Origin of the sequence: Rhodococcus sp. NPDC056516 (assembly GCF_042794655.1) — a bacterium.
Classification (GTDB): domain Bacteria; phylum Actinomycetota; class Actinomycetes; order Mycobacteriales; family Mycobacteriaceae; genus Rhodococcus_F.
In genome coordinates this window covers 587,492-599,675 of the sequence record NZ_JBHTTG010000003.1, presented here as the reverse complement: position 1 = coordinate 599,675, position 12,184 = coordinate 587,492, and the positions used below count along the sequence as shown (strand labels likewise).

The 12,184-nt window shown below is 62.5% G+C and carries 12 protein-coding genes; 7 read left to right on the top strand and 5 right to left on the bottom strand.

The genetic code is table 11. The annotated features are described in order from the left end of the window. Nucleotides 1–14 precede the first annotated feature (14 nt). Nucleotides 15–584: a DUF4245 domain-containing protein gene (locus tag ACFQ6Y_RS12120; RefSeq protein WP_378549679.1), complete on the bottom strand. Its 570-nt coding sequence runs from the start codon at nt 582–584 to the stop codon at nt 15–17. A gap of 180 nt (nt 585–764) precedes the next feature. Here ACFQ6Y_RS12120 and glpX point away from each other — a divergent pair, with 180 nt between their 5' ends. After that, nucleotides 765–1,799 (top strand): class II fructose-bisphosphatase, encoded by a 1,035-nt coding sequence (glpX, locus tag ACFQ6Y_RS12115; protein WP_003945202.1) that lies wholly within the window; start codon nt 765–767, stop codon nt 1,797–1,799. 101 nt (nt 1,800–1,900) lie between these two features. Next, nucleotides 1,901–3,304 (top strand): class II fumarate hydratase, encoded by a 1,404-nt coding sequence (locus tag ACFQ6Y_RS12110; RefSeq protein ID WP_378632412.1) that lies wholly within the window; start codon nt 1,901–1,903, stop codon nt 3,302–3,304. Nucleotides 3,305–3,355: 51 nt separating this feature from the next. Here ACFQ6Y_RS12110 and ACFQ6Y_RS12105 read toward each other — a convergent pair whose 3' ends face one another. Continuing rightward, nucleotides 3,356–4,075 carry an NADPH-dependent F420 reductase gene (locus ACFQ6Y_RS12105; protein WP_378632409.1) on the bottom strand — a complete coding sequence of 240 codons (720 nt, stop codon included), beginning with the start codon at nt 4,073–4,075 and terminating at the stop codon, nt 3,356–3,358. A gap of 59 nt (nt 4,076–4,134) precedes the next feature. Next, entirely contained in the window at nt 4,135–4,590 is a 456-nt protein-coding gene (locus tag ACFQ6Y_RS12100) for a nitroreductase family deazaflavin-dependent oxidoreductase (RefSeq protein ID WP_378632406.1), read from the bottom strand. A gap of 340 nt (nt 4,591–4,930) precedes the next feature. Here ACFQ6Y_RS12100 and ACFQ6Y_RS12095 point away from each other — a divergent pair, with 340 nt between their 5' ends. The 5 genes from ACFQ6Y_RS12095 to ACFQ6Y_RS12075 all read left to right on the top strand — a co-directional run bounded on the left by ACFQ6Y_RS12095 (nt 4,931) and on the right by ACFQ6Y_RS12075 (nt 9,752). Then, the gene (locus ACFQ6Y_RS12095) at nt 4,931–5,497 is read left to right on the top strand and encodes a TetR/AcrR family transcriptional regulator (RefSeq protein WP_003945239.1); all 567 of its coding nucleotides are present in this window, start codon (nt 4,931–4,933) and stop codon (nt 5,495–5,497) included. Nucleotides 5,498–5,591: 94 nt separating this feature from the next. Continuing rightward, entirely contained in the window at nt 5,592–7,163 is a 1,572-nt protein-coding gene (locus tag ACFQ6Y_RS12090; protein WP_378632873.1) for an MFS transporter, read from the top strand. Nucleotides 7,164–7,259: 96 nt separating this feature from the next. Next, nucleotides 7,260–8,873, top strand: coding sequence for a serine hydrolase (locus ACFQ6Y_RS12085; protein ID WP_378632403.1), 1,614 nt, complete (start codon nt 7,260–7,262; stop codon nt 8,871–8,873). An 18-nt stretch (nt 8,874–8,891) separates the two neighbouring features. Continuing rightward, nucleotides 8,892–9,317, top strand: coding sequence for a limonene-1,2-epoxide hydrolase family protein (locus ACFQ6Y_RS12080; protein ID WP_378632400.1), 426 nt, complete (start codon nt 8,892–8,894; stop codon nt 9,315–9,317). A 30-nt stretch (nt 9,318–9,347) separates the two neighbouring features. Next, a complete protein-coding gene (locus ACFQ6Y_RS12075; RefSeq protein WP_003945227.1) occupies nt 9,348–9,752 on the top strand; it encodes a carboxymuconolactone decarboxylase family protein in 405 nt (134 codons plus the stop codon). A 60-nt stretch (nt 9,753–9,812) separates the two neighbouring features. Here the strand turns inward: ACFQ6Y_RS12075 and ACFQ6Y_RS12070 are convergent, their stop codons facing one another. Further along, the gene (locus tag ACFQ6Y_RS12070; RefSeq protein ID WP_003945274.1) at nt 9,813–11,180 is read right to left on the bottom strand and encodes a PhoH family protein; all 1,368 of its coding nucleotides are present in this window, start codon (nt 11,178–11,180) and stop codon (nt 9,813–9,815) included. Nucleotides 11,181–11,455: 275 nt separating this feature from the next. After that, entirely contained in the window at nt 11,456–12,172 is a 717-nt protein-coding gene (locus tag ACFQ6Y_RS12065; RefSeq protein WP_378632396.1) for a response regulator transcription factor, read from the bottom strand. Nucleotides 12,173–12,184: the final 12 nt, after the last annotated feature.

Sequence of the window (12,184 nt, the reverse complement as noted above, 5' to 3'; positions counted from 1 at the left end):
CCGACCGCAAAACCCTAAGGGGTGATCGGCTGCGCTGCGCCGACCTTCTCGGCAAGAGTCCGGAACTCTTCCGGCGTCGCCGCGCCAGTGAGCAACAGGCGAACATCTCCGACGTCCGTGACCCAGATCGACTCGACGCCTTCGCCGCCGAAGACATTCCACGTATCGGCACCGACGGTCTCGACTCCGGTCGCGAATCGCTGTCCACCGGCAACGTGTGACACCAACGGGAATTCCTCGGCGTTGCTCTGCGTCAGCTGAATGTAGCGACCGCTGGTCGTGATGAATCCCACAGTGCTCGAATCACCGCCGCCATCACCGGAAATGATCTTGCGACTGCCGGAGTTCGGGGTCCACCCGTCCGGAACACCGGGATTACGGATGGGAAATCCGAGTTCCTTCGCGTCGTAGTTCAGAGCTGCGTCCACGTCGACGCTCGGGATCGGCCCCTGCGTCGGGCCGCCGGGACTGAACGTGCACTGGCTGGCGATGCCCGCAATGATGATGCAGAACAGCACCAACGGTACGAGAGACCAGACCATGTCTTTGTTGTCTTCGAGAATGCGGGGTTTCTTCGATGCCACACCCCCAGTATCCAGGTACTCCGCTCTGGATACGATTCCCGGTCCCCCTCCAGCGCGACAAAACGTCCGTGCAGCGACCCGACAGCGCACGTAGCCGCTCCCATCTGGGACAATGACGCCTGAAGAAACCACTGCGTCGACACACCCCGTCGACCGCGACCGCGCCAGGAGGCACCGCACATGACGGCCAGCAGCACTCATCGTGAGACCCCGGACCGTAACCTCGCACTCGAATTGGTCCGAGTCACCGAAGCCGGTGCTATGGCTGCCGGCCGCTGGGTAGGCCGCGGCGACAAGGAAGGCGGCGACGGAGCAGCCGTCGACGCGATGCGTCAGCTCGTCTCCTCCGTCTCGATGCGCGGCATCGTCGTCATCGGTGAAGGCGAGAAGGACGAAGCGCCGATGCTGTTCAACGGCGAAGAGGTCGGAAACGGCGACGGTCCCGACTGTGACTTCGCCGTCGACCCGGTCGACGGCACCACGTTGATGTCCAAGGGCATGCCCAACGCGATCTCCGTTCTGGCTGTTGCCGAGCGCGGCGCGATGTTCGATCCCTCGGCCGTGTTCTACATGGAGAAGATCGCTGTCGGACCGGACGCTGCAGATGTCATCGACATCAGCGCGCCTATCGCCGAGAACATCAAGCGTGTCGCCAAGGTCAAGAAGGCGTCGGTTTCCGACATCACGATTTGCATCCTGGACCGCCCGCGTCACAACCAGCTGATCCAGGACGTGCGCGACACCGGCGCTCGTATCCGGTTGATCTCCGACGGTGACGTTGCCGGCGCCATTGCCGCAGCGCGTCCGGAGTCCGGCACCGACATGCTCGTGGGCATCGGCGGAACGCCCGAGGGCATCATCGCCGCAGCAGCCATGCGCTGCATGGGCGGATCGCTGCAGGGCAAGCTTGCGCCCACCGACGACGAAGAGCGTCAGAAGGCCATCGACGCCGGTCACGATCTCGATCGGATCCTGTCCACCGAAGATCTCGTCTCGGGCGAGAACGTCTTCTTCTGCGCCACCGGCGTCACCGACGGTGACCTCCTGCGCGGCGTCCGCTACTACGGCGGCGGCGCCAGCACGCAGTCCATCGTGATGCGCAGCAAGTCCGGCACCGTTCGCATGATCGACGCGTACCACCGTCTCGAAAAGCTCCGTGAGTACAGCTCCGTCGACTTCGACGGCGAAGAGGGCGCGGTTCCCCCGACGTTCTGATGGGCTCCGCCCCGTGAGTGGTTAAGGAGTCCCTGCACTCCTCAACCGCTCACGGGGGACGTAGTCCCCTGCCCGCTCTCCAAAAGTGGCAATGTGGAGCCATGACGGAGAGCAACGATCAACAGTTCCGAATCGAACACGACACCATGGGCGAAGTTCGGGTGCCCATCGACGCACTGTGGCGAGCACAGACCCAGCGCGCGGTCGAGAACTTCCCGATCAGCGGGCGCCCCCTCGAGCGCACCCAGATTCGCGCAATGGGCTTGCTGAAAGCAGCGTGCGCGCAAGTCAACAAAGACCTCGGTCTGCTCGACGCGGACAAGGCCGACGCAATCATCGCCGCCGCGAACGAGATCGCCGAAGGCAAGCACGACGATCAGTTCCCCATCGACGTCTTCCAAACCGGCTCGGGAACCAGTTCGAACATGAACGCCAACGAGGTCATCGCGTCCATCGCGAAGGCCGCCGGCGTGGACGTCCATCCCAACGACCACGTCAACATGTCGCAGTCATCCAACGACACGTTCCCCACCGCAACACACGTCGCAGCTACCGAGGCAGCGGTCACCGATCTTGTTCCGGCACTGGAACATCTGCATGCTGCGCTTGCCACGAAGGCCACCGAGTGGAAGACCGTCGTCAAGTCCGGACGCACCCACTTGATGGACGCTGTACCGGTCACGCTCGGTCAGGAGTTCGGCGGCTACGCACGTCAGATCGAGGCCGGCATCGAGCGCGTCAACGCAACACTCCCCCGCCTCGGCGAGCTGCCGATCGGCGGAACGGCAGTCGGTACCGGCCTTAATGCTCCGGACGGATTCGGCCCCAAAGTTGTTGCCGAGCTGGTCAAGTCGACCGGTGTCGACGCGCTGACTCCGGCGAAGAACAGCTTCGAAGCGCAAGCCGCGCGCGACGGACTGGTAGAGGCGTCGGGCGCGCTGCGCACCATCGCCGTCTCGCTGACGAAAATTGCCAACGACATTCGGTGGATGGGATCGGGTCCGCTGACCGGGCTCGGCGAGATCGCACTACCCGACCTACAGCCGGGTAGCTCGATCATGCCCGGCAAGGTGAACCCCGTCCTGCCGGAGGCAACCACACAGGTTGCGGCTCAGGTGATCGGAAACGACGCCGCCATCGCATGGGGCGGCGCTGCCGGCGCTTTCGAACTCAACGTCTACATCCCGGTCATGGCCCGCAACTTGTTGGAGTCGTTCACCTTGCTGGCCAACGTCTCTCGACTGTTCGCGGACAAGTGCGTGAGTGGACTTCTCGCGCACGAGGAGCACCTCAAGACACTCGCCGAATCGTCGCCGTCGATCGTGACGCCGCTCAACTCGGCGATCGGTTACGAGGAAGCCGCCGCTGTGGCGAAGCAGGCACTGAAGGAGAAGAAGACGATCCGTCAGGTCGTCATCGAGCGCGGACTCGTCCCGGACAAGCTGAGCGAGGAAGAACTCGACAAGCGTCTCGACGTTCTGGCGATGGCGAAGGTCAAGGACTGAAAATGGTCCCAAGGGTGGCGGTTTCCGAAGTGGAAACCGCCACTCTTTTGCCTACACCGTGGTGGTTGCCCGCCACTCGTCGGTACGCTCGGGGCTCGCCTCGGCCAACGCCTTCAGCGTCGCTTCACGATCGAAGTCCTTGCCGTACACCGGGGTTCCCGGCTGTTGACGCCAGGAGTCCTCGATCGTTCCGGCATCGACGGGATCGAAGCCCAACTGATTGATCAGATCGAACACGGCCTGCTTGTTCACGTCGTCGTCACCGGCGATGGGTAGCGCAATGCGCCCCTCAGCACCTTCGGGAAGTCCCTTCTCAAGGAGATGCTTCCACCAGATTCCGTTGAATGCCTTGAACACCGGCACACCCAGGTGCTCCTGCACCCATGCGCTTTCGGGCTGCCCGTCCTCGATGGCGGAGATCAATCCGTCACGCTGTTGCGGGTAGTAGTTGTTGGTCTCGATAACCGGGGCGCCGGCGACCGCGCCGCTGAGGATCCCCGACGGTAGATCGACCACGTTCTTCTGAGGAATGCTCACGATGACCAGTTCGGCACCCTCGGCGGCCTCGGTGCTGCGGACTGCCTTCGCACCCGTCTCGGCCTCCAACTCGGCAAGTGTGTCCGGTGTGCGCGAGTTCGAGACGCGTACGTCGTGACCGAGCGCAGCGAGCCTGCGTGTGAGCGTGCCACCGATCTGACCGGCTCCGATGATTCCGATGCGCATGACCCTGCTCCTTCGTCGTGTGCAGTGGCGATCGCGCCACCGCTGCATTCGTCAACGACGAGAACGCACCGGGTCATTCCGCACCGACCATTTCAACTCCCGTTGATTCAATCGGTTGACGGATCGAGTGCGAGCCTGATGCGGACACTGACCGGGTCGGTCTGCAATCCGCGAAAGGCAGAGGCCGTCAGCGCCGATCTGATCTTCCCCGACGCAAATGTCTTCACCCGCGCCGGCACGTCGTCGTCCGGCATGATCTGGGCCTGTCCGTCCACCCACTCGCCGCGGCGACGGATCCGAACCTTCGGTATCGCAGAGATATTGGCACCCCACCCCGTGCCGGTGCCATGCTGCGCAATGACCCACGCCTCGTCACCGTCGTAGGTGATCGCAACGGGCACTCGGCGGGTCAGACCGGTTCGGCGTCCAACCGTCTCGATCTCGGTCATCAACGACGGCATCAAACCGATCCGATTCAATCCGGTGACCAGCGGATTGGCAAAATACTTCCCGACTGCGACTTCGATTCTTCGTTTTCGTGCAACTGACGTCGGTACCGGCATGCCGTTTCCTCTCCTCCGAAGCTGGTGCTCGAAGCAACAGCTCTATACCGCACGATATAACCACTGTTCGGGCAGTTTTGCCACTAAGAATCTCCATCAATACCCACCACCTGCACACAACACTTGACTGTGTCTGTCGGTTACATCTAGTCTCAGATTCGTTCCTATACCGATCGACATACTGGGAGGCAGTGATGAACACACCTCGAGACGCCTCGTTGCCATGACCGGCCCGCAGGCGCGTTGTCCGATCGCCGCAGCGCGTCGCAAGTGGGGAGCACCAAGAGAATCAGCGGCACCAGATGATTCGAACAGCACTGCGATTGCATACGATGGCGGGATGGCCGACTCCGATTCCCGCACTCTGATGCTGGTCGGCGCCATCAATGCCTTCCGGGAACACGGGATCGCGACGACCTCGCTCACCGAGATCGTCGAACGCTCGGGAGCTCCCCGCGGGTCGGTGTACCACTACTTTCCCGAGGGCAAAGGACAGCTGGCCGGCGAAGCAGTTGCCTACTTCGGCCGGGGCGTCAGTGCCGCCATCAGTTCGATGATCGCTCAGTCTTCCCCACCGGAGATCATCGACGCGGTTGTCACGATATTTCGAAACAGCTTGGTAGAGAGCGATTTCACCTCCTCCTGTCCGGTCGCAGCCGCGGCAGTGGAGGGCGCGTCGACGCCGGCGGCATTAACTGCTGCGGGCGAATCCTTCACCTCGTGGGAATCGCTTCTCACATCGTTCTTCTGGCAGCAGGGACAGCCGTCCGAGACTGCAGCACAGTGGGCAACCGTCGTGATCGCGTCAATCGAAGGCGCGACGCTGATGGCAAAAGCTCAACACACCACGGCGCCTCTCGATCGCATCGGCGCTCACCTCAAGGCTCTGGTCTCAGCCCCGAGCTGACGAACCCTACTTCCAACCGCTGCTGCCGTTCACGCAGGAGCAGAGATGGCGTACAAACATGTCTCACACACTTGCACCGGCGCTCTCGGCGCCCATGATGACAAAATCCCGTCGCTTCACTGCGCTGATCTTCATCTGCCTCGCCGAACTCCTTGTCGTGCTGGACAACACGGTGGTCAACGTGGCGCTGCCGACGATGAGCGTCGACCTGTTCGCCAGCGTCAGCGATCTGCAGTGGATCGTCGACGCGTACACGTTGACCTTCGCCGGGTTCCTCCTGACCTTCGGCCACCTGGGTGACCGCTTCGGACGCCGCCGAGTGATGATCATCGGTCTGATCGGCGTCGGCGCAATGTCGCTCGTCGGGGCTTTGGCTTCCAACCTCGAACAGGTGATCATGGCGCGAGCCGCCATGGGTGTCTTTGCCGCCGCGGTCTTTCCGGCTACCTTGGCCATGATCACGAACATCTTCACCGACGCCAGAGAACGAGCCATTGCCATCGCAGCCTGGACCGCAATGGCCGGCTTCGCAATTGCCATCGGTCCGACGGCGGGCGGTTGGCTGCTCGAGCACTTCTCCTGGCACTCGGTGTTCTGGATGAACGTTCCGGCCGCTTTGTTGGTCATCGTCGGCGTGCTGTTGGTTGTTCCGGAGTCGAAGGCGTTCCACGTCGGTCGCTTCGACTTCGTCGGAACAATTCTCTCGCTCCTTGGCATCGTCGTTCTGGTATGGACCATCATCGACGCACCGCACCGCGGATGGGTGTCGATGTTCAGTATCACGGGATACCTTTCTGCGACAGCGCTGTTGGCCGCATTCGTCTTCTGGGAACTCCGCACCGACGCGCCGATCCTGAACATGAATCTCTTCCGGATCCGACGTTTCTCGTTCCCCGCCTTGGCCATTGCGGTCAGTTACTTCAGCATGTTCGGATTCTTGTTCTTGATCACGCAGTACTTCCAGGGCGTTCGGGAGTACTCGCCGCTCGAATTCGGCATCCACTCTTTGCCTTTCGCTGCCGCCGTTGCCGTGGGCGCCCCGGTCGCCACCTTGGCGGCACAGAAACTCGGCACAACAGCAGTGATGGTGTTCGGCCTCCTCGTCCTCAGCGGCGGCATGTTCCTGGCGGGCCAGACGACCGTCAATACCCCCTATCTCGGACCCGTCGTGATCTCGATGGTGCTCATGGGTCTCGGCCTCGCGATTGTCCAGGGCCCGGCGACCGACTCCATCATGTCCTCGGTCCCCCTCGACGAAGCGGGCGCAGGATCGGCAGTCAACGACACGACGCGTGAACTCGGCGGGACACTGGGCGTCGCCGTCATCGGCTCGATCGTCGCGTCGTACTACACATCCAAGGTGGCCCCGATCGTCGACGCCATCCCTGACGCCGTGATGTCCGCCCAGGAAAAGGGCTTCGCTCGCGAGTCGGTACTCAGCGTCATCGAGATCCGCTCGCGCGACATCAGCCCGCTCTTCGAGCAGCAGAAGGAAAGTCTGATCCTCACGATGAAGACCGCGTGCCTGGAAGGCTTCGCCATCGCGTCGTACTTCACGGTGGGAGCAGCACTGATCACCGCACTGCTGGTCGCGTTGTTGCTCCCCTGGAAACCGGTTACCGAAGGTTCGATTCTCGCCAGCCTGACAACCAAGGCGCCGAAGTAGACATACGGTTTTCCGATTTGTCCCACTATCAGCCCAACAATTCCCGATACTGAATCAACCGAGTGGTACCGACGACACCCCGCTAGGGAGATTCTCGTGTCCATCACCAGTAGAAACAGCTCTCGACTGTCAGCGGCCGCGGTTCCTGTCGTACTCACAGTCGCCCTGCTCGCCGGGTGCTCGTCCGATTCCGACACGACCTCGGCGCCCGGGCCGGTCGTCAGCGACGCCAGCCCGGGCCTCGATGCCGGGGTCCCGATCCCGGACGGGCAAATCGACGACGCGGTCGGGAAGCTCGACGGCCTCGCGAACGACCTCATGGCAAGTTCCGGTGTTCCCGGCATGGCGGTGGCCGTGGTGCACGGAGGTAAGACTGTGTACGCAAAGGGATTCGGGGTTCGCGAGTTGGGTAAGAGCGCCACCGTCGATGCCGACACCGTGTTCCAACTGGCATCGGTGTCGAAATCGGTCGGGGCCACGGTGGTCGCCCACGAAGTCGGAATCGGGACCGTCGACTGGGACACTCCGGTGATCTCGAAACTGCCGGGGTTTGCGCTTGCCGATCCGTGGGTGACCGACCACCTCACGATCTCCGATCTCTACACGCATCGGTCGGGGTTACCGGACCACGCCGGCGACGGGCTGGAGGACCTGGGCTACAACCGGGCCCAGGTGCTCGAAAAACTTCGCCAACTACCGCTCAATCCCTTCCGAATCACCTACGAGTACACGAACTTCGGCGTCACTGCCGGTGCGGAGGCCGTTGCAGCCGCGGCGGGCACCGATTGGGAAACGCTGTCGCAGAACACGATCTACGGTCCGCTCGGTATGACGTCGACGTCTTCGCGGTTCGCCGATTACCAAGCCCGAGAAAATCGAACAGTGGGCCACATCCTCGAAGACGGAAAGTACAAGGTAGGGCCGGTTCGGGACGCCGACGCCCAATCCCCCGCCGGTGGAGTCAGCTCCTCGGTGAACGACATGGCCAAGTGGTTGGACATGGTGCTGTCGGGCGGTCGGTATCAGGGGCAGCAGGTCGTTGAGACGGATGCGCTCGTGCCCGCAGTCAACCCGGAAATCGTCTCGCGCCATGCGCAGGAAATCGGGGAACGCTCCGGCTTCTACGGCTACGGGTTCAATGTTTCCGACAGCGCGGCAGGCCGTGTGACAGCCAGCCACTCCGGCGCCTTCCTGCTCGGTGCCGGGACCAATTTCGTGACGATTCCCTCCGCTGACGTCGGCATAGTCGTTCTGACCAACGGCACGCCTACCGGCGTCGCAGAGACCTTGACCGCCGAATTCGCCGATCTGGTGCAGTTCGGGAAGATCACCCGCGAGTGGCGCCCGCTGTACGAAGCGTCCTTTGCCTCACAAGCCGACCCTGAGGGCGAACTTGCCGGGAAGACGCCGCCGGCCTCCCCCGCTCCCGCGCCACCGACAGACCAATTGACCGGCGACTACGGCAATCCGTACTGGGGTCCCGCGCTCGTGACGCAGCAGAACGGTGCGCTGACCTTGACCATGGGTCCCGCGGCCGCGACGTACCCTCTGACCCACTGGGACGGAAACACCTTCACGTTCCCCCTCAGCGGCGAAAACGCACCGGCCGGAACTGTCTCGAAGGCCACCTTCGACGGAAACTCGCTAACCTTGGAGTACTTCGATCACGATCATCTCGGTACCTTCATCCGGGCAACACCGGCCGAATAAATCAGCCAAGGACACCCCATGAGTAGTTCGACAGCCACGGTGAACGCAATGTTCGCAGCCCTCACCGATTTCGACGTGGACACCGCAGCCGAATTGATGACAGACGACATCGTGTGGCAAAACGTCTCGCTCCCCACACTGCGAGGCAAGAAGACCGTCGTGCGAGCGCTACGTCTGGTCACCAAGCCTTCTCTGAAATTCGAGGCGGAGATGCACCACATCGTCGGCGACGAGTCCACGGTGCTCACCGAACGCACCGACATTCTGACTGTCGGGCCGCTGCGCATCGAATTCTGGGTGTGCGGAACCTTCGAACTGCGCGACGGCAAGATCTCCGTCTGGCGAGACTATTTCAGTCTGCGAGACGTCGCGTGGGGTGTGGTGACCGCGGTCGGCCGCGCAGTCGTCGGGACCGGGACACGAAGTAGGCTTGCTCCGGCCTGAAATCACCTGCCGAAAGCGAGCGAACCTGCCATGTCCGAAAACACCACGCCTGACTCCTTCGACGCCGGATTGGCTGTGCGCACCGAAGTCATGGGGGCCGATTTCGTCGACGCCGCCTTCGAGCGCACCCGCGGAACGGACAGCGAAGAACTGCAGAACTTCGTGACGGCCAACGTCTGGGGTTCGGTATGGACGCGCCCGGGACTGGATCGCCGCAGTCGTAGTCTGATCAATCTGGGGATGCTGATCGCGCTGCGCGCCGAGAACGAACTCAAAGGCCACGTACGTGGGGCATTGCGAAACGGCTTGACGCGCACCGAGATCGTCGAAACCGTGATCCACGCGAGCGCGTATTGCGGCGCTCCGGCCGGACTGGCGGCGATGCGTGTCGTGCAGGAAGTTCTCGACAACGAACTGGGACCGCTGCAAAACTGAACAACTTCAAACGCAGACATCTCCCCGTGCAGACCGAAGTCCGCACGGGGAGATCACTTCTCAGGAAGTGGGGCCGAACTCCTCGAGCATGTCGGTCACCAACTCGGCGATCGGCGAACGCTCACTGCGCGTGAGTGTGATGTGCGCAAAAAGCGGGTGACCCTTGAGCTTTTCGATGACGGCCGCAACTCCGTCGTGCCTGCCCACTCGCAGGTTGTCTCGCTGCGCGACGTCGTGCGTGAGAACCACTCGCGAGCCGGTTCCCAGACGAGAAAGCACTGTCAGCAGAACATTTCGTTCGAGCGACTGCGCTTCGTCCACGATCACGAACGAATCATGAAGCGACCGACCGCGAATGTGCGTCAGCGGCAACACTTCCAGCATTCCCCGGGCGAGAACCTCCTCGAGGACCTCGGGCGAGGCCAACCCGTCGAGAGTGTCGAAGACGGCCTGAGCCCACGGGCCCATCTTCTCGCTCTCACTACCGGGAAGGTAGCCGAGTTCTTGTCCGCCAACGGCATACAGCGGACGGAAGACGACAACCTTTCGCTGAGTGCGGCGCTCGAGAACGGCTTCCAAACCTGCCGTCAGAGCCAAGGCCGACTTACCGGTGCCTGCCTTACCGCCGAGAGAGATGATGCCGATACTCTCGTCCATGAGGAGATCGAGCGCAATGCGCTGCTCGGCGGAGCGGCCGTGCAATCCGAACGCCTCGCGCTCACCGCGCACCAACTGGATGCGCTTGTCCGGAGTCACCCGTCCGAGCGCGCTCGACGAACCACCCAACAGGCGAAGGCCCGTGTGGCACGGCAGATCTCGCGCCTCGTCGAGGTCCAGGAATCCCTCGTTGAACAGTTCGTCGATGTCCGTCGAGGCGACGTCCAGTTCGGTCATGCCCGTCCATCCGGAGGGCACGACGTCGTGAGCATGATACTCGTCGGCGGGTAGCCCCACCGCGCCTGCCTTCACACGAAGCGGAATGTCCTTGCTGACCAGGACTACGTCCTTGCCCTCTGCCGCAAGGTTCAAGGCGCACGCCAGAATCCTCGAATCGTTACTGTCCGTGCGGAATCCGACGGGCAAGACCGCAGGGTCGGTGTGATTGAGTTCAACCTGCAGTGTCCCGTTCTCGGTGCCGATCGGCACCGGACGGTCCAGTCGGCTGTATTCGATCCGGAGATCGTCGAGCATGCGGAGCGATTCTCGGGCGAACCATCCCAGTTCGTGGTGGTGTCGTTTGCCTTCGAGTTCGCTGATCACGACCAGTGGCAGTACCACGTGGTGTTCGGCGAATCGAGTGACAGCCCATGGATCGGACAGTAGTACCGAGGTATCCAAGACGTACGTGCGAAGTGCATCTCCCGAATGATTCCCGGCTGATAGATCAGCCCGGGCCGAGTGGGCAGAGACGGAGCGTGATGCAGTCACGTTGGGCTCCTAGGTCTGCGCGGCACCCGCGCAAACTCAGCTCGCTGGGCCGGACGGCTCTGGTGTCAGGTGACGCAGTGTCAGCTGGAACAAGGGCCGGGCGCCGGCCCTCTCGTACTGAGTGTTTCAGTCACGATCAGAACCTCCCGCACAAGTAACTTCTGGTTACTCGTTACTGCCGACGGTACTGCGGATCGGACACTCGCGCCACGGAACGAGCCGCACATCTGGTGAACGCCAGGTAACAAAATGCCACACGTGTGATTCGGAGTCACTCAGGACTCGATCAGACCCCACTTGGCGGCGCGCACCGCTGCCTGAACCCGCGAATTGGTTCCGGTCTTGACGAAGATGTTCTCGAGATGGGTGGCGACAGTGCGTCGGCTGACGAACAGCTCTTCGGCGATCTCGACATTGCCCGCGCCCTTGGCCACCAATTGCAGAACCTGAATCTCCCGTGGGCTCAGGTGGACGCGATCGAGCGCCACCTGGTCCCCTACGACCCGGGAGCAGGCTGTACTCGACGCCGCCACCACCTCTCGCACACGATCGACGACGCCCGAATCCGCGAAGCTCATGTGCAGCATTCCGGTCACCTCACGGCCGGCAAATCCCAACGCGACCGATGCTCCCTCGGCATACCCGGACGGCCGCAGAACATCGGTGACCAACTCGACCTGCTCGAAGCGTGGCACGTCCTGCCAGAACACCGGAACGCCCGAAGCCTCGCGAATGATGCCGAAGAGATTTCGATCGGCCACGAAGTCGTCGAGAAGGAACTCGAGCACCCGTGTGTTGTATCCGGAACTCGCCAGGGCCCGATGCCGTCCGGTCGACGGATCTCGGTACGTGACCGCTGCTGCCGCGTACTCGAGCCCGCGTGCTCGGAGTTCTTCGGCGCACAGGCCGAGAATGCCGTAGGCCCCGGCCGCCGGCGATCGCGGCGCGAACATGTCAGGTCCCGCGCCGCGATCGGAAAGTACAGACGTCATCACACCAATCTA